This is a genomic window from Plantactinospora alkalitolerans (assembly GCF_015690345.1).
Taxonomy (GTDB): domain Bacteria; phylum Actinomycetota; class Actinomycetes; order Mycobacteriales; family Micromonosporaceae; genus Plantactinospora; species Plantactinospora alkalitolerans.
Window position 1 is genome coordinate 1 of record NZ_JADPUN010000159.1, and the last position, 17,753, is coordinate 17,753.

The 17,753-nt window shown below is 72.2% G+C and carries 13 protein-coding genes and 1 pseudogene; 10 read left to right on the forward strand and 4 right to left on the reverse strand.

Annotation, left to right across the window (positions count from 1 at the left end; all coding sequences use genetic code 11):
* A pseudogene (locus I0C86_RS16105) lies at nucleotides 1-367 on the forward strand (S1 family peptidase); the annotation flags it as partial.
* Nucleotides 368-498: 131 nt separating this feature from the next.
* On the forward strand, nucleotides 499-882 hold the full coding sequence (locus tag I0C86_RS16110) for a DUF2784 domain-containing protein (protein WP_230394250.1): 384 nt from the start codon (nucleotides 499-501) through the stop codon (nucleotides 880-882).
* On the opposite strand, the gene I0C86_RS16115 is transcribed toward I0C86_RS16110, so the two are convergent.
* Together I0C86_RS16115 and I0C86_RS16120 are read right to left on the reverse strand one after the other, a co-directional pair.
* Entirely contained in the window at nucleotides 824-2,398 is a 1,575-nt protein-coding gene (locus tag I0C86_RS16115; protein ID WP_323373666.1) for a type III secretion system chaperone family protein, read from the reverse strand. The two genes, I0C86_RS16110 and I0C86_RS16115, sit on opposite strands and share 59 nt — an antisense overlap.
* Nucleotides 2,399-2,530: 132 nt before the next feature.
* Nucleotides 2,531-2,998: a YbjN domain-containing protein gene (locus I0C86_RS16120; RefSeq protein ID WP_196202047.1), complete on the reverse strand. Its 468-nt coding sequence runs from the start codon at nucleotides 2,996-2,998 to the stop codon at nucleotides 2,531-2,533.
* A 169-nt stretch (nucleotides 2,999-3,167) separates the two neighbouring features.
* Between I0C86_RS16120 and I0C86_RS16125 the strand changes: the two genes are divergently transcribed.
* The 8 genes from I0C86_RS16125 to pspM all read left to right on the forward strand — a co-directional run bounded on the left by I0C86_RS16125 (nucleotide 3,168) and on the right by pspM (nucleotide 12,434).
* The gene (locus I0C86_RS16125; protein WP_196202048.1) at nucleotides 3,168-5,648 is read left to right on the forward strand and encodes an FtsK/SpoIIIE family DNA translocase; all 2,481 of its coding nucleotides are present in this window, start codon (nucleotides 3,168-3,170) and stop codon (nucleotides 5,646-5,648) included.
* Nucleotides 5,649-5,758: 110 nt separating this feature from the next.
* The gene (locus I0C86_RS16130; RefSeq protein ID WP_196202049.1) at nucleotides 5,759-6,730 is read left to right on the forward strand and encodes an ornithine cyclodeaminase family protein; all 972 of its coding nucleotides are present in this window, start codon (nucleotides 5,759-5,761) and stop codon (nucleotides 6,728-6,730) included.
* 59 nt (nucleotides 6,731-6,789) lie between these two features.
* Complete coding sequence (gene rimO / locus I0C86_RS16135) at nucleotides 6,790-8,301, forward strand: 30S ribosomal protein S12 methylthiotransferase RimO (RefSeq protein WP_196202050.1); 1,512 nt, start codon at nucleotides 6,790-6,792, stop codon at nucleotides 8,299-8,301.
* Between the two features lie 219 nt (nucleotides 8,302-8,520).
* On the forward strand, nucleotides 8,521-9,120 hold the full coding sequence (gene pgsA / locus I0C86_RS16140; protein WP_196202058.1) for a CDP-diacylglycerol--glycerol-3-phosphate 3-phosphatidyltransferase: 600 nt from the start codon (nucleotides 8,521-8,523) through the stop codon (nucleotides 9,118-9,120).
* On the forward strand, nucleotides 9,113-9,637 hold the full coding sequence (locus I0C86_RS16145; RefSeq protein WP_196202051.1) for a CinA family protein: 525 nt from the start codon (nucleotides 9,113-9,115) through the stop codon (nucleotides 9,635-9,637). The genes pgsA and I0C86_RS16145 overlap by 8 nt, the downstream gene beginning before the upstream one ends.
* 225 nt (nucleotides 9,638-9,862) lie before the next feature.
* On the forward strand, nucleotides 9,863-10,453 hold the full coding sequence (locus I0C86_RS16150; protein ID WP_196202052.1) for a helix-turn-helix domain-containing protein: 591 nt from the start codon (nucleotides 9,863-9,865) through the stop codon (nucleotides 10,451-10,453).
* Nucleotides 10,454-10,763: 310 nt separating this feature from the next.
* Nucleotides 10,764-11,624, forward strand: coding sequence for a PspA/IM30 family protein (locus I0C86_RS16155; RefSeq protein ID WP_196202053.1), 861 nt, complete (start codon nucleotides 10,764-10,766; stop codon nucleotides 11,622-11,624).
* A gap of 30 nt (nucleotides 11,625-11,654) precedes the next feature.
* Nucleotides 11,655-12,434: a phage shock envelope stress response protein PspM gene (pspM, locus tag I0C86_RS16160; protein ID WP_196202054.1), complete on the forward strand. Its 780-nt coding sequence runs from the start codon at nucleotides 11,655-11,657 to the stop codon at nucleotides 12,432-12,434.
* A 55-nt stretch (nucleotides 12,435-12,489) separates the two neighbouring features.
* Here the strand turns inward: pspM and I0C86_RS16165 are convergent, their stop codons facing one another.
* Both I0C86_RS16165 and I0C86_RS16170 read right to left on the reverse strand, forming a co-directional pair.
* Nucleotides 12,490-16,314, reverse strand: a complete 3,825-nt coding sequence (locus I0C86_RS16165) for a multicopper oxidase domain-containing protein (protein ID WP_196202055.1) — start codon at nucleotides 16,312-16,314, stop codon at nucleotides 12,490-12,492.
* 301 nt (nucleotides 16,315-16,615) lie between these two features.
* Nucleotides 16,616-17,753 (reverse strand): hypothetical protein (locus tag I0C86_RS16170; protein ID WP_196202056.1); only part of this gene is annotated, 1,138 nt, incomplete at its 5' end.

The following is a 17,753-nucleotide window of genomic DNA, read 5'->3' on the forward strand; positions in this document are numbered from 1 at the left end:
CGCCGCGACCGAGCCGCCGGCCGCCACCCCGCCGCCCACGGCGGCGCCGCCCGGCTCCGAATGTGCCGACCACAAGGTGACCAAAGCGGCCACCCTCGGCAACGGCCGCCGGCAGGTGCAGCCGGCCGGTCGCTACTTCCGGGCCGGCAAGGGCCGCCACACCGGCTGCCTGGACGGACCCGCCGGGGCCAACTTCGACCTGGTTCTGCAGAAGTGGAGCCGGGGCGGCTGGCGGACCGTCGCCGTGGCCGACGGGCCGGGCGCCGACGAGCGACTCTCCTACAACGGCACCACCGGGTTCTACCGCTACCGGGTCGAGTCCCGGCGCGGCTCCGGCAGCTACGCCCTGGGCTTCTCGCTGAGCTGAGGATGGAGCGGTCCGGACGACCGCGATGACGCTGCCCACACGGTCGGCGGACTAGGTATCCGTACCCGGTCCGCCGGCCGTTCCGGTCGGTAGCCTTGCCGGCGGGAGGGCTGGCGATGGGCTACCGAACGTTGATCATATTGGTCCTGACGCTGCACTTCGGCTTCCTGGCGTACCTGGTGGTCGGCGGCTTCCTGGCCTGGCGCTGGCCGCGCACCGTCTGGCTGCACCTGGCGGCGGCGGCCTGGGGTGTGACGGTGGTCGCGGCCCGGCTGGCCTGCCCGCTCACCTACGCCGAGCACTGGGCCCGGCAGCGGGCCGGGGAGACCGGCGTCCGGCAGGGCTTCATCGACCGCTACATCGAGGGCGTGATCTATCCCGAGCGGTACGCGGTGCTGGCCCAGGCCCTCGTCGCGGTGCTGGTGCTGGTCTCCTGGGTCGGCCTGTTCCACCGGCTCAGGGCAGCGCGGCCACCGCAGCCGCGAAGGCGGCTCCGGTGGCGAGCGTCGCGTTGATCAGAATGCCGAGCTGACCAGCGGCGACGCCGTGCTCCAGATCGGTGGTGACGTCACCGGCGAGGATCAGCTCGCCGTCCCCGACCTCCTGCACGTACGCCTTGGGCAACAGCCGGTCGTGGTTCCAGGCGTTGCAGAACTCGTACGCCTCGGCGAGCCGGTCCGCCGGCAGCCGGCGCTCGGCGATCACCCGGGCGTGCAGGATCTCCCGCCGTTCGCCGAACCGGTGGAACTGGATCAGCGCCTCGCCCCACCGGCCGTTGACCGTACCGTCCGGATCGACCACGTAGTGGTCCGCCCGCTCCCGCAGGACCTCGACGATGGCCGCCACGGTGAGCGGGCCGACCAGTTCGTGCCGGCCGGCCGCCGTAATCCGGTCCGTCGGCGGCTCCTCGTCGACCGGCCCGTCCGGCGGCAGCGTTCCCACGCCCGGAACCGGCCGCTCGGCGAGCCAGCCCGCCATCCGCCCGGACTGGTGGCTGGTCCCGTTGCGGGCGTCGAACCGGCCGGCGAGGTCCTGGGCGGCGGCCAGCAGTTCGGCACCGAGCGCGGCGACGGTCAGCTCCGCGGCGAGCCGCTCGGCGTACGCCGGGCGAGGTATCGAGTACCGCTCGAAGCCGGCGGCGGCGGCCAGCCGGCAGAGCAGGGCACCGGCGGCGGCGAACTCCATTGCCGAGCACTCGTCGTACGGGCGGTCCAGCCACTCCAGATGCCTTCCGAGGATGTCCAGGCCGCGTTCGTGGTGCCCGGTCAGCGCACAGAACCGAAGGTGGTCGGCGAGGTACGGGAACGCGTCGCGTTCGTGGCGGTGTCGTCGGTACGCCCGGACGTGAGCCTGGGCGGCGTCGTCGTACCGGCCCAGTCGCAGGTACGCCAGTTGCACCGACGCGAGGGTCCGTTCCGGCTGTTCGGGGCAGCCCAGCACGCCGGTCAACACCGGCTGGGCGACCTCGACCGCCTCGCTCCACCGCCCCCACGCGGTCAACAGCTTCGCCTGGTTGGCCGGATCGCAGCCGGCACAGTCGCTGTTCTCGTCGCGGGGCGCGGCGCGCCACCGGGCGAACCAGTCCCGGGCCGTCGACTCGTCGCCGACGTGGTCCGCGATCCGGCACCGCAGGCTGTACGCGGCGTGGAGGCTGTGCCCGCCGGACCGGAGCCGCCGTTCCAGATCCGCGAGGGTCTCCTCGGTGCGGGCCAGGCCCACCCGCGAGGTGTCGCGGAGGGTGGCCACCGCCCACTTGTGGTACCAGCGCAGCAGTTCCGTCTCGGCCGGATCGAACAGTGCCGGGTCCCGGTCGAAGGCGGCGAGGCACCACTCGAACGGCGCGAGCATCCGCCACCGTTCGGTGTGGCAGGTGTGCGCCTCGATCAGCGTGAGCCGGGCCGTGACGCCGAGCCGTACGTCCTGCGCCGCGTCCGCGTGGGCGACGATCCGATCCAGCTCTTCGATCTTGGAGTCGCCGTCCGGCATGTCCCGGGCGTCCTCCAGCGCGGAGAGCAGTTCGTCCGGGGTCACGCGGCCTCCCACCTGCGCTGGATCATGGACGTGGTCTCCTCGGGGCGGGCCGGACCGACGGGCGGTCGAGGTGCGGGGCGGGCCGGACCGACGGGTGGTCGAGGTGTGGGTCGGCCGGTCCGGTGAGTTTACTCAGGGTTGCAGCCCTGCCACGGCTTCCGACATCTGACAGCCGGTCGAGATGCCGCAGCCGATCAACTGGTCGAGCTGCCGGACGGTGACGCCGTGTTCGAGATCGGTGACGACCTCGCCGCACACCCGGACGCTGCCGTCGTCGTTGACGTGCACGAACGCCTTCGGCCAGAACCGGTCCAGGTTCCAGGAGTTGCAGAATGCGTAGAGGCCGGGCACGTCGTCGATCGAGAACCGGCTGGCGGCGATCGTACGGATCTGCAGCAACTCGCCGGCCGTACCGAGCCGGAAGAAGTAGATGACGTTGTCGTCCCACCGTCCGACCAGGTCACCGTCCGAATCGGTGTAGTAGGTGTAGCCCCGGCCGTCCAGCACGGTGGCGAGAAGTTCGTTGGTCAGCGGCTGCAGGTGTTGCGGCCGGCCACCATCGGGCAGCTCCGACGCGTCCTGGAAATCCGGCGCGGGCATGCGAATCCTTCCTGGACGGCTTCAACTTCGTCCGTGATGGTATGCGGCACGGTTTGGCCCCGGTAGTCCGGTTGTCCGAGGTGGTGGTCGGTCGTCCGAGGCAGTAGTCCGGCAGACACGGCGCGCAAAAGCGGGGATTCCTCAGCGCACGCCGCTACCGTGTGAACTTATGGCGGGCCGTGCCTCCTCTCAGCCGAACCGGCGCCGGAACGGGTCGACCACCCGAGCCGGCGCCAGTCGTGCCGGCGCTACCCGTGCCGGCACCACCCGGGCGCGGCAGTCCACCCGGGCCCGAGCCGCGGCCGCACGCCGTCCGGTCCGGACCAGTCCGGCGGTGTACGTCGGCCGCGCTGTCGGCGCGGCGTGGATGGGGCTGGCTCACAGCGTCGGCTGGGCCATGCGGGCCGCGGGGCGGCAGGCGGCGACCGCCCGCGACCTCGACCCGGAACACCGACGGGACGGCGCCGGTCTGCTGCTGCTCGGGCTGGCGATCCTGAGCGGCGTGGCGGTCTGGTTCCGCTCGGCCGGACCGGTCGGCGGTCAACTCGCCGACACCATCCGGCTGTTCTTCGGCGCGATCTCCATCGTCCTGCCGGTCCTGCTGCTGATCGGGGCGGTCCGGCTGATGCGGGAGCCGGGCGAGTCGGAACACCGGGGACGGGGACTGGTCGGTTGGACGGCCCTTGTCGTCTCCACGGCCGCACTGCTGCACATCGGCCAGCATCCGGTGACCAACATCGAGCGGGACTACGCCGGTGGCCTGATCGGAGCCGGCGTCGGGCAGCCGCTCGAACAGGCGGTCAGCGCCTGGGTGGCGGTGCCACTGCTGGTCCTGCTGTTGCTGTTCGGGCTGCTGGTGGTCACCGCGACCCCGCTCAACAAGGTCCCGGAGCGACTCGGCCTGCTGGCCGGGGCGGTGCTGGGTCGGCCCGAGACCGACGAGCCCGAGGCGGAGGAGTCGACGCGGGGCGCCGTGGGGCGCCGCCCGGCCCGACGCCGGTCCGCCCGCCCCGACCTGACCGACGACGACCTCGACCTCGACGACGGCCCGCCGTCCGAGACCGTCTCGCCGCCGCGCAGGCCGCCGGCAAAGGTGCCCGCCGCCCGTAAGGCCCCCGAGCCGCCGGAGCACTCGGCGCCACCGACCCGGGCCGAGCAGTTGGCGATCACCGGACTGGCCGGGGACTACACGCTGCCCCCGGCCAACCTGCTGCGCCCGGGTGGCGCGCCGAAGACCCGCAGCCGGGCCAACGACGAGGTCATCGCCGCGCTGACCGGGGTCTTCGACCAGTTCGACGTGGACGCCGCGGTGACCGGCTTCACCCGGGGGCCGACCGTGACCAGGTACGAGGTCGAGCTGGGACACGGCGTCAAGGTGGAGCGGATCACGCAGCTCTCCCGCAACATCGCGTACGCGGTCAAGTCCCCGGACGTCCGGATCCTCAGCCCGATCCCGGGCAAGAGCGCGGTCGGGGTGGAGATCCCGAACAGCGACCGCGAGGACGTGGCGCTCGGCGACGTGCTCCGGTCCCGGGCGGCGGCGGCCGATCACCACCCGATGGTGGTGGCGCTCGGCAAGGACATCGAGGGTGGCTTCGTGGTGGCCAACCTCGCGAAGATGCCGCACATCCTGATCGCGGGCGCCACCGGTGCCGGCAAGAGCTCATGCCTGAATTCGCTGCTCGTGTCCATTTTGACCCGGGCGACTCCGGACGAGGTGCGGCTGCTGCTGATCGACCCCAAGCGGGTCGAGATGACCAACTACGAGGGCGTCCCGCACCTGGTGACGCCGATCGTCACCAACCCGAAGAAGGCGGCGGACTCGCTCGACTGGGTGGTCCGCGAGATGGACATGCGCTACGACGACCTCGCCGCCGCCGGGGTACGGCACATCGACGACTACAACCGCAAGGTGCGGGCCGGCCAGGTCAAGCCGCCGCCGGGCAGCGAGCGGGAGATCCGGCCGTACCCGTACCTGCTGGTGATCGTCGACGAGCTGGCCGACCTGATGATGGTCGCCCCGCGCGACGTGGAGGACTCGGTGGTCCGGATCACCCAGCTCGCCCGCGCCGCCGGCATCCACCTGGTGCTGGCCACCCAGCGTCCCTCGGTCGACGTGGTGACCGGTCTGATCAAGGCGAACGTGCCGTCCCGGTTGGCCTTCGCGACCTCGTCGCTGGCCGACTCCCGGGTCATCCTCGACCAGCCAGGGGCGGAGAAGCTGATCGGCCGGGGCGACGGACTCTTCCTGCCGATGGGCGCCTCGAAACCGGTACGCATCCAGGGCGCCTGGGTCACCGAGGGCGAGATCGACGACATCGTCAAGTTCTGCAAGAACCAGCGCGAGCCGGAGTTCCGGTCGGACGTACTCGCCCCGGCGCAGGAGACCAGGAAGAAGGTCGACGAGGACATCGGGGACGACCTCGACGTCCTCGTCCAGGCGGTCGAGCTGGTGGTCACCTCCCAGTTCGGCTCGACCTCGATGCTCCAGCGCAAGCTCCGGGTCGGCTTCGCCAAGGCGGGCCGGCTGATGGACCTGATGGAGACCCGGGGCATCGTCGGGCCGTCCGAGGGCTCGAAGGCCCGCGACGTGCTGGTCAAGCCGGACGAGTTGGAGGAGGCCCTGGCGGCGCTCCGCCCCGACAACTGAGGTGTGAGCCCGATGGCTGAGGTGTTAGAAGGGGGCCCTTCTACAACGGAAAGCGATAAGAAGGGGCCCCTCCTTGACCTCAACCATGCTTGAGCTAGCAAGCTCGACGGATGACCGTGCTTCTCAGCGACGCCGAGGTGGCGGCCCGGCTGGACCCCAGGACGGCCGTTGCGACGATCCGGGAGGCGCTGGTCGCCGCGTACGAGGGGCGGCTCGTCGCGCCGCCCCGGGTCTCCGCCCCGCTGCTCGGCGGCCGGCTGGTGGTGGCGGCGGGGGAGTCGGCCGGGAACTGGTACGGCTTCTGCTCGTACGACACCTTCGGGCATTCCGAGGCCGAGCAGGTGGTCGCCCTGCACGACGCGGGTACGGGTCGGGTCCGGGCGATCGCGGTCGGCGAGGAGATCGGGTCCCGCCGTACCGGGGCGCTCGGCGGGGTGGCGGTGGACGCGCTCGCCCGGCCGGAGGCGGACACGCTCGGGGTGATCGGTGCCGGGGGCCAGGCGTGGGCGCAGGTCTGGGCGATCGCGGCGGTACGCCGGCTCCGTGAGGTCACCGTGCACAGCCGTACCCCGGCCGGACGGGAGAAGTTCGCGGCCCGGGTCCGGGCCGAACTGGGCATCCCGGCACGGGCGGTGTCCCGCGTGTCGGAGGCGGTTCGCGGGCGGGACGTGGTGGTGCTCGCCACCACCAGCCCCACTCCGGTGATCTCGGCCGCCGACCTCCGCCCCGGCACCCACCTGAGCACCGTGGGGTACAAGCAGGTCGGCCGGGCGGAGTTCGGCACGGATCTGCTGGACCGGGCGGATCTGCTGGTCACCGACTCGATGGCCCAGGCCGGGGCGTACGATCCGCCGATGCTCGCCGCCGTGCCGCCGTACGCCGCACGGTTGCGCCCGCTGGGCGCGGTGCTCGCCGGGGCGGTCCCGGGCCGGACCACGGCGGACCAGGTGACCGTGTTCTGCGCGGTCGGTATGGCCGGCGGCGAGGTCTTCCTGCTTGATCGGCTGACTCGGCAGGACGCCGGAGCGACGGGTCCCGGTGCTCCGGGTCAGGAAGCGGATCGGGCTGCCCGGCCGGAGTGAGCGATTCGACGCGGACAGCCTGCCGTGGACGGCATGTCCGGCGCTCCCGGTACCCTCGGATGGTGTCTGCCGCTGCCTCCTCCGCAATTCCCGGCCGCCGGGTCGCACTGCTGACCCTCGGCTGTGCCCGCAACGAGGTCGACTCGGAGGAGCTGGCGGCCCGGCTGCACGCCGACGGCTGGCAGGTGAGCACCGACGGCGAGGGCGCCGACGTCGTCCTGGTCAACACCTGTGGCTTCGTCGAGAAGGCCAAGCAGGACTCGATCCAGACCCTGATGGCCGCCGCCGACACCGGGGCCAAGGTGGTCGCGGCCGGTTGCATGGCCGAGCGGTACGGGCGGGAGCTGGCCGACAGCCTGCCCGAGGCCGAGGCGGTGCTCAGCTTCGACGACTATCCGGACATCTCGGCCCGGCTCGACGCGGTCCTCGCCGGTGACAAGATCACCGCGCACACCCCCCGGGACCGGCGTGAGCTGCTGCCGTTGACCCCGGTGGCCCGGCAACGCAGCGCGGTCGTGGTGCCCGGCCACGCCAGCGCCGGAACCCGACCGGCCGGCGGCACCCTGGTCGCCGACGAACACACCCCCGCGCATCTCCGTCAGGTCATGCGTCATCGGCTCGACTCCGGCCCGGTCGCCTCGCTCAAGCTGGCCAGCGGCTGTGACCGGCGGTGCGCGTTCTGCGCCATTCCGGCGTTCCGTGGCGCATTCGTCTCGCGTACCCCCGACGAACTGCTGGCCGAGGCCGAGTGGCTGGCCGGCTCCGGAGTCCGCGAACTGGTGCTGGTCAGCGAGAACTCCACGTCGTACGGCAAGGACCTGGGGGATCCCCGGCTGCTGGAGAAGCTGCTGCCGCAGCTCGCCGCGATCGACGGAATCGTCCGGGTCCGGGCCAGCTATCTGCAACCGGCGGAGACCCGGCCCGGCCTGGTGGAGGCGATCGCCACCACGCCCGGGGTGGCCGCGTACTTCGACCTGTCGTTCCAGCATTCGAGCGAGCCGGTGCTGCGGCGGATGCGACGGTTCGGATCGAACGCCCGGTTCCTCGAACTTCTCGCGCTGGTCCGGCAGTTCGCTCCCGAGGCCGGGGCGCGGAGCAACGTCATCGTCGGTTTTCCCGGCGAGACCCGTGGCGACGTCGAGGAGCTGGTCCGCTTCCTCTCCGCCGCCCGGCTGGACGCGATCGGCGTCTTCGACTACAGCGACGAGGACGGTACGGAGGCCGCCGGCCTGCCGGGCAAGGTCTCGGCGGCGACGGTGAAGCGCCGCTACGACCGGTTGTCCGCGTTGGCCGACGAGCTCTGCTCGCAGCGTGCGGAGGAGCGGCTCGGCTCGACCGTCGAGGTGCTGGTCGACTCCGTACAGGACGGCGTGCTGGAGGGCCGGGCGGCCCATCAGGCGCCGGAGGTGGACGGCTCCACCACCCTGGTCGCGCCGACCGGCGGCGGTGTCGACCTCGCCGTACTTCGTCCGGGTGACCTGGTCCGGGCGACGGTGACCGGTACGGAGGGCGTGGACCTGATCGCCGTACCGGAAGAGATGATCTCGGCTGCGCCGCGTGGGGTGGGGTGACGCCGGTGAGCGCGGCAGCCTCTCCGGGGCGTGCCGCCGGCCGGGTGACGCCAGGTGCGGCGGGATGACGTCGTGACCGAGGCCGCAGACTCCGTGCCGGCCAACGCGGGCGTTCCGGTGCCGGCCGCCCCGGTAGGAGCGGTTCCGGTCTCGGCGGGAGGCCCGGGGCGGGCCGCCGGCACGCTCGACGCCGAGCCGGGGCGGGTCGGCCCGGTACCGATCGTGAACGCGGCGAACGCGCTGACCGCGCTCCGCCTGGCGCTGGTACCGGTGTTCATCGGTCTGGTGGTCGCCTCCGACATGGTCCACCCGGGTTGGCGGGTGGCGGCCTGTCTGACCTTCGCGTTCGCGTCGATGACGGATCTGGTCGACGGGTGGATCGCCCGCCGCTACGCCCTGGTGACCTCTTTCGGGAAGGTGGCCGACCCGATCGCCGACAAGGCGCTGACCGGCACCGCATTGGTCTTACTGTCCTGGTATGACCGTATTCCCTGGTGGATCACCGTGCTGATCCTGGCCCGCGAGTTCGGGGTCACGCTTATCCGTTTCTGGGTGATCCGGTACGGCGTCATCGCGGCCAGCCGGGGTGGGAAGGCCAAGACCGCCGTCCAGATCCTGGCGATCGTCTGGTACCTCTGGCCGGTCCCCGCCGGACTGGTCGGCGTCGGTCCGTGGATCCTGGCCGTCGCCGTCGTCGTGACGGTGCTGACCGGGCTCGACTACGTGGTGCGGGCGCTGCGACTGCGCCGCCCGGTCCGGGCGGCCGGTGTGGGAGCGTCCGACGCCCGGACGGAGCACGCGGGGGGCTCGAGTGGATGACCCGGTACGCGCCGTCGACAGCGCGGCGGCGGCGGTCGTGCACGCGCTCGCCGACCGGGGCGAGAGCCTGGCGGTGGTCGAATCGCTCACCGGTGGGCTGCTGGCGGCGGCGATCGTCGACATCGCCGGGGTGAGCAGCGTGTTCCGGGGCGGTCTGGTGACGTACGCGACCGAGCTGAAGTCGTCGCTTGCCGGTGTGCCGGCGGATCTGCTGGCCGCACGCGGGGCCGTCGACCCGGACGTCGCGGTGGCGCTGGCCGAGGGCGGCCGGGTGCGTTGTGCGGCGGACTGGTGCCTCGCCACCACCGGAGTGGCCGGACCGGAACCACAGGACGGCAAGCCGGTGGGTCTGGTCTTCGTGGCGGCGGCGGGACCGCCCGGCACCGTCGTGCGGCGCCTCGAACTCGACGGCAACAGGCTGCGGATCCGGATCGGAGCGGTGACCGGCGCGCTGCGGCTGCTGGCCGACCGGCTGCACGACGGGGCCGGCGGAAGTCCGGCGAGCCGGGCGGGCTGAACCGGGCGGGCTGAACCGGGCGGACTGCACCGAGCGGGCTGAGCCGGGCGGGCTGCACCGGGCCGGAGTGGCGGGCCGGGATGTCGGAAGCGGCCGTACCGGGTACGGTTGCGGGAAGGCTCGGGCAGTCGACGTCGTGGGTCACCACCGCTCCTGCGGTGTGATCGACGCGGCGGCGCCGGTCCGACGTCCGGGAAGTCTTGGTCCCGCGACACGGGAGGTGCGATGGTCCTGCTACGCCGGGTGATCGGCGACGCGCTACGGGCGCGTCGGCAGGGGCAGCACCGGACCCTGCGCGAGGTGTCCTCCGCCGCCAATGTCAGCCTCGGCTACCTCTCCGAGATCGAGCGCGGGCAGAAGGAAGCGTCGAGCGAGCTGTTGGCGGCCATCTGTGACGCCCTCGGGGCCCGGCTCTCGGAGCTGCTCCGCGACGTGAGTGACACCGTCGAGGTGGCCGAGCAGGTACCCGGGGTGCTGGTGCCGGCGCAGGAGCGCCCGGCGGCCGAACGGATGGCCCAGCAGCCCGTGGAGGCCGAGCCGGCCCGGAGTCAGCCGGTCCGGGGCGAGCCCGCGACCCAGTCCGCGCAGGTGGAGGCACACCTGCCCCGAGCAGGTATGGCCGAGCCGGCGGTACGCAGCCTGGCCGACGCCGGGGTACGTCAGCTTGCGGCGGCCGACACCGTACGGCAGATCACGACCGACGGGACCGTGTCGGTGACGGTCCGGCAGGAATCACCGCTGAAGGCGACCCTGCGGACCACCCGCCGGATCCAGCCGTCCGCCAACCCCGAGCGTGACGTCGTCTGCGTCGCCTGACGACGGCGGTCCGGGCTCACCGGTTCATCGGGCGGGGCACAGCCTCCGCAGGGGGTGGTCCGGCCGCTGTCACCGCCCCGCCCGGGGCTGGTCCCGCCGGGGATCGCGTACGGACGGGTCGGGAAGGTGTGGCTCGGTGGGGGCGTACCGCGTTACGGTGGCCCCCTAGCGGCATATCCGGTGGATATCCCCCTGAGGTTGTATGCCGGGGTGGCGCGAGACTGGGACGATGGAGATCGTGTCGCGCGGGCGCCGAGACGGGCCGGCCGACACGGCTTCCGGAGCGATCACACTGAGGGGATACCGGGAAATGGCGAACCCGTTCGTCAAGGGCTGGCGTTACATGATGGCCTTGTTCGGCGCCAAGATCGATGAGTACGCCGATCCCAAGGTGCAGATCCAGCAGGCCATCGAGGATGCACAGCGTCAGCATCAGGCGCTCGTGCAGCAGGCTGCGGCGGTGATCGGCAACCAGCGTCAGCTCGAGATGCGGCTGTCCCGGCAGATGTCCGAGGTCGAGCGCCTGCAGGGGATGGCCCGGCAGGCCCTGGTGCTCGCCGATCGGGCCCGGGCCGCCGGCGACGAGACCGAGGCGACCAAGTACGAGCAGAGCGCGCAGACCGTCGCCACCCAGCTCGTCGCCGCCGAGCAGTCGACCGAGGACCTCAAGACCCTGCACGACCAGGCCATCGGCGCTGCCGCGCAGGCCCGGCGGGCGGTCGAGAACAACTCCATGATCCTCCAGCAGAAGCTGGCCGAGCGGGCCAAGCTGCTCAGCCAGCTTGAGCAGGCCAAGATGCAGGAGAGCGTGGCGCGGTCGCTGGAGTCGATGTCCGCACTCGCCGCGCCGGGTAACACGCCCTCGCTGGACGAGGTGCGGGACCGGATCGAGCAGCGCTACGCGAACGCGATGGGGCGGGCCGAACTGGCCGGCAACTCGGTCGAGGGGCGGATGCTGGAGATCCAGAAGTCGACCCTCGACCTGGCCGGCGCGTCCCGCCTGGAGCAGATCCGATCCAGCATGGCCGGCGAGAAGCTGGCCGGCGCGGGCGGCCCCGCGGTTGAGTCGGCGGCTCCGACGGGGGACCCCGCCGGGGTGGCCCGGCTCGACGAGATTCGCGCCAGCCTCGCCCGGGACAAGCAGACCGGCGGGAACAGCGCCGCCGGCTGAGCCGGCGGTCCGAAGTGAGGAGGGGGCGACGTGGCCGACCAGAGAGCCCGTCACCTGCGCCGGCTGCGTAGCCTGCGCCGGTCGGTTCGTCGTTGGAGCGTGCTGGCCGGCGGCCTGGGCGGGGCGGCCGCCATCCTCACCCCGTACCAGGGACTGGGGCTGCCGGACGCGGCCTGGACGGCGGCGGCCGGCGGATCGATCATGCTGGCGATCTGGCGCTGGTCGGACCTGCGGGCCCTGACAGCGGAGCCGGTGCCGCCGCCGCCCGAGCCGGTCACGGCCGACCAGGCCCGCGCCCGGCTGGTCGCCGTCGTCGAGCGGATGCCCGCCGGCCGCCAGGCGCTGGCCGAGGTACGCCGACAGCGCGCCCGGATCGCCCTGCGCGGCTCGTCCGCGGCAGAACCCTGGGCCCGGTTGGACCGGGCCGCGGCGACCATGGCCGGGCTCGCCGGACGGCTGACCGGCCCGGCCGGTACGGCGGCGCTGGAGGCGGCGGTGGCGGAACGGTCGTTGCGCGATCTGGCCGACCGGGTGGCCAGCGTGGACCGGGCGCGGCGGTTTGCCCCCGTTGACACCCGGGTCGGCCTGGACACCGCCCACCGAACCCTGCTGGCCGAACTCGACGGGGGCGTGTCCGCGTACGAACGCATGGTCGCGGCGGCGGCCGGCTACGTCGCCGAGGACGGCTGGGACGGCGACGGCCACGGTGCGGTCTCCCGGCTCACCGAGGCGACCGATCTGCTGCGCGGCGTGGCGACCGCGCTCGCGGAACTCCGGACGACCCGTGGGATGCCCCGAACGGGCGTCTGACCACTGGCGCCGTACCGGTTCCGGACCTTCGCCGGGGTGCGGCCGGCGGCGCCGGTCAGAGCGGTGGGGTGCGGATCGAGACGGAGCGGCTGACCACCGACGAGCCGGCCGCGTTGCCGGCCTGGATCCGGTAGTGGTAAACGGTGTCGCCGGTCAGGTCGGTGTCGCGGAACGACCGGGTGCCGCCGGGAAGGGTGAACGTCGCCAGCCCGGTGGTGAAGCTGGCGCTGGCGGCGCGGTACAGGGTGAAACCGGTGACCATGCTGGTGACCGGGACGGACCAGGTGACCGTCAGCGCGGCGGTGCCGGATCCGGCCGTGGTGCCGCTGGCATCCGTCAGCCGGAGGTCGGTCGGCGTCGCCGGTACGGCCGGAGTGACCACTGTGGAAACGTTGGACCACGGTGACGACGCACCCAGATAGCTGGTCCGGACCCGGTAGTAGTAGGTGGTGTCGGCCGCGACGGGACTGTCCGGACAGGTGCCGGTGACCCCGATGGTGGTGGTGACCAGCCCGTTGGTGAAGGTCGGATTGGTGGCCCGCTGCAGGTCCACAGTGGTGGCGAAGGACCGGTTCACCCAGCCCCGGTTGACCCGCAGCGGTGGGCCGCTCGCCACGGTCGCCACCAGCCCGCTGGGCGGCAGCAACTGGACCAGCGTGCTGGCGGTGTTGGAGTAGGCGGAGTGGGCGACGCTGTTCTCCGCCCGTACCCGGTAGTAGTAGGTCACCCCCGGGGTGACCGTCGAGTCGACGTACCGGTTCTCGGTGGCGGGCACCTCGAACGTGGTCACACCCCGGCTGAAGGCGGCGTCGGCGGCCCGCTGGATCAGGCTGTTGGTGACACCCCGGGGAGCCGACGGGCCGACGTTCGGCCGGGAGTTGTTCGTCCAGGCGACCACGATCGCCGGCAGTACGGTGGCCGAGCCGGGCGCCGGCCGCACCGCGAGTCCGGTCGGAGCGGTCGGGGAGAACCGCAGCACCATCGGGCGGATCATCTGGTGGTCCGCGTGTCCGAGCAACTGACAGTGCCAGACGTACTCCCAACCGAAGTCGTACAGCCGGTTGGTCACCATCGCCGGTTCACCGGTCCTCGGGTTGACCTGGGTGTACCCGTGGACCGAGCCGACCGGTTGGCTGGGATCGTGCAGCCGGACGCTGTCCGGGACCTTGAACGGCAGCCGCTCGGGCAGGGTCGGCCGGATCGCCACGATCGTGGCCTCGAACGGGTTCATCCGGACGGTGTCCTTCCAACCCACCTCGTTCGGCTCGGGCGGCTTGATCGCCCCGTCCCGACCGACCCGGTTGACGAGCTGGACGTTGACGTGGTGGAAGTGGATGGCGTGGGTGTCCAGCCCGTTGTGGGTGATCTTCCAGAGCTGGGTACCGTCGCCGGGGGAGCCGACCGGGGTGGCGGGATCCGACGGGTGCAGGATCTCGGTCGGCGGGTCGATCCGGGTCAGCGGGATCGTCGTCTGGATCAGCGTGCTGGTCTTGGGCAGCTCCGCGCCGAGCAGGAAGTTCATCCGCCCGTACTCGGGGTCGAACTCCGCGATGATCGCCTTCGGACGCAGGTCAAGGGTCACCGGGACGCTGCCGCCGTACGGGGTGAAGGTGATCGAGGTGTCGTCGATCGGCACGTACGTGTTCCTCGGCGTGCTGGTGCCGAACGCGGCGTCGTACGCCTTCTGCGGCACGATCGGCGGCGGCTGGCTCTGCCCGTACGCCAGGGGAAGCCGCTCCCGCAGCCGGTCGATGTCGAACGGCGCGGCCGGCGTGCCGACCACCTGGATCTGCATCAGGGTCCGGGTGTTCGGGCCGTAACCGGGCAGCGTGCTCGGTGCCCCGCCGGCCGGGGTCTGGTCCGGGTCGCCGGTGTACTGGTCGTTGCGCGGGTCGAAGCCCGGCATCGGTGCGGGACAGTCGTTGTAGAGGATCAGGTTCGTCCCCGGCGGTACGGAGGAGAAGTCGACGACCACGTCGGCCCGTTCTCCCGGGCCGAGCAGCAGGGCGTGCTCGGTCACGTTGAGCACGGTGACGTCCCGGCGGTTGTACTGGTAGTTGATCGGCTGGCTGGGCAGCACCGCCACCGCCGGCAGCAGACCGGCCTCGGAGCCGATCTGGATCCAGTCCGGTCCGGCAGCCGCCGGGTCGGGCACTCCGCCGCACCGGCCGTCGGTCGGCCAACTCGGCGGGAAGTCGGGGTTCGGCCGGGCCGCCACCATCGGCACCTCACCGGCGTCGCCGTCGGCCAGCGTGCCGTCCGGATCCCACATCTGGGCGCTGGACGCCGCATAGTAGAGCTGAAGGTTGAGGCTGCGGTCGTTGCAGGCGTTGAGGATCCGGAACCGGTACGCGGCGGGCCGCAGCCGAAGATAGGGGTAGGCGGCGCCGTTGACCAGGGGGGTGTCTCCGAACGCGTCGGGTACCGCCGACGGGGTGGGGGTGCCGGGCTGGATCGGCGGCTCCCACGGCCGGATCTCCGGGTCGTGGTACGGGTTCGGCGCCGGTCCGTGGGTGGTCCCGGTGAACGGCGGCCAGAACCAGGGCCCGTAGTCCCATCGGCCCATCGGGTTCGTGCCGGACTCGTTGTAGGGGTTCTGATTGGGCATGTAGACGTGCGGGAACCAGAGGCTGCCCCTGCCGCCCCAGTTGGCGATGTCCCAGGTCGGGTCCTGCGCGGCGAGTTGGGCGTCGTCCGGTACGAAGGTCCTGTCTCCGATGACCAGGGGAAACTCCTCGGCCGGCAGCACCCCCTCGTCGAGGAGCTGCCGCTGCACCGGGTCGTCGAGCCGGTAGAGGCCGAGCTGCCCGGAGTAGACGGTCAGCCGGGCGATCCCCTCGGTGTGGTCGTGGTACCAGAGCAGCCGGCCGCTCTGCTGGTTCGGGTAGAAGGCGGTTGCCGCACCGGTCCCGGGATCGGGCATGTCGGGCACGGTGGCGTAGCTGGCGCCGTGCGGGTGTGCGGTCGTCTCGCCGGCCGGTGTGATCCACTGCGTCGGGCCGCCGTCACTGATCCACGGGGTACGGCCGCCGTGCAGGTGGACCGCGGACCGGTTCTGTGGATAGGGCTCCGCCTCGCCCGGCGCCCCGCCGGCCGTACCCGGCACCTGCACCGACACCGGACGGCCGCCCGGCAAACCGGTGCCGGTGCTCACCGTCGTCGGCAAACCGGTGCCGGTGCTCACCGTCGTCGGAAGGCCGGTGCCGGTGCCCGCCGTCGCTGGAAGGCCGGTGCCGGTGCCCGCCGTCGCTGGAAGGCCGGTTCCGGCGCCCCGAATGGTCGGATCCACCGGCAGGAAGAGGTTGCCCTCGGCCCCGACCGGCAGTTGGTTGACGTACTTGACGCGGACCGGCCGGTCCCGCTGCGCCAGGATCAACGGCCCGAGGTGGTACGCGCGGCCCGGGGGCGCCACCGTGTTGTGCCCGCCCGCGTCGGTGCCGTTGTTGAGCTGCCGGTATCCGCGCAGCCGGGTCGGCGGCAGGTCCTGGTGCAGGCGTTGCTGGTACTCCTGCACGCCGATCTCGTAGTAGTCACAGCCCGGGTACGTCACGGTGTCCGGAACGGCCACCGGGATCAGGTTGCCCAGCTCGTTCGGGGTACGGCCGGGCTGGGGGAGCGCGGTGACGAATTTTCGGATCCCGGTGCCGGCCACCACCTGCCCGGCGGCGTCCAGCACCGGCAGCGGGCTGTACGCGAAGTTCGGTACGAAGCCGAAGTAGTCCGGTGGGGTGGAGGGGTCGACGGCCGTGACCGCCCGGGGATCGGCACCGACCCGGGCCGCCGGAACCGTGTTCTTCGGTGCCCGGGTGGCGGCACCCTCGCCCCTGGCCTGCTCCGCGCGGGCCGCCCGGTTTGCCGCGAACCTCTTGAACATGGCCATGGCCCCTCCCGGGAGTACAGCGCGACGTCACCGGCCGGTCGTCAGCGGTCGACTTCGTCGAACCGGTCGAATCGGTCGACCTCGTCGAATCGGTCGACCTCGTCGAATCGGTCGACTCGGTCGGCTCGTGGATCTCCGATCGGTCCATCGGCTGGTTCGCCGACAGCCCAGGAATCTGCTGACGATCCGTAAGCAGTCAACCGCGCAGTGCCAGGAATGGATACGGGCGGTGGGGCAAGGAAGCGCTTCGACGCGAGGATTGGCACGCGCCGCGCAATCCGGTCGGTACCCGGGAGTGTCGCTACCGGGCCGACTTGCGGGTCATCCGGTAGTGCTTGCGGGTCATCCGGTAGTGCAGGACGAGGAACGGAATGCCGAAGAGCCAGAACCGGTGCTCCGCGCGGACCTCGTCGTCCTCGACGTAGACATCGAGCTGTTCCGTGAAACCGTGCATCGCCAGGGCGGTCAGTTCTCCGGTGTCCGGGTCGACGAAGGTCAGGTAGTGACCGGGCTGGTCGAGATCGCTGCGGCTGGTCAGGAGCAGCCCACCGTCGGGGCGGGCCTGCGGGACCAGGGTGGCCGTGAAGCTGGCCTGCGGGAGCGGAAAGCCGACGCTGACGTAGCCACGACCGGCCCGCCGATAGGTGGTGTAGATGCCGACGTAGATCGGTTCGTCGGTGTCGGCGAAGGACCGGATCCAGCCCCGCACGCCCACCACCTGGGTCCCGGTCGGGCTGATGGTGTCGATCCGGCTCCGGATGCCGCGCAGCGTCTCGCGCTGGTTCGCCGGCACATTGGCCTGGCCGAGCGGGCGTGCCACCAGAGCGCGGTAGAGCAGGTAGCCGGGGCGTACCCACAGCCGCCACCGGGGCACGATGTCGAGCGTGAACCGGGTGGTGTGCTCGTAGAACTCCCGTACCCGCGGTTCCACCGCACCGGGGTCGAACTGCGGGCCAGCCAGTTCGTCGAGCGAGGAGACGATCCCGACGTCCGGCGCGTCCGCGACGTACCCGCCGCCAAGCGACGCGGCGAGGGTCCGGACGTAGTCGGTCCCCACGTACCGGGTCCGGGCGGCCAGCGGAACGACAAAGGGCAGTTCCTCCGCCGGGACCCGCTCGGCCAGCAGACTGACCTGTGCGTCGCGGAAGAGCAGGGCCGACAGGATCCGGTACGCCAGCACCACGCCGGCCGCCACCACCGCCCCGGGGACGGGGTAGCCGCTGGCGATCGCCGCCCCGCCCACGGCGCCCCCCACGACCGGTCCCAACAGCACCTTCTGTGGCCGGACCCCGAGGAGCCCGACCAGCAGTCCCACCGCCAGGCTCAGCGGAAGCGGGCCGACGCCGACGAGCCGGGCGGCCACCCAGCCGAGCGGGGCGGCCAGCGCGACGCTCATCGCGATCCGGGCCCACAACGCGGGAATCTGGCCCGGATCGCGA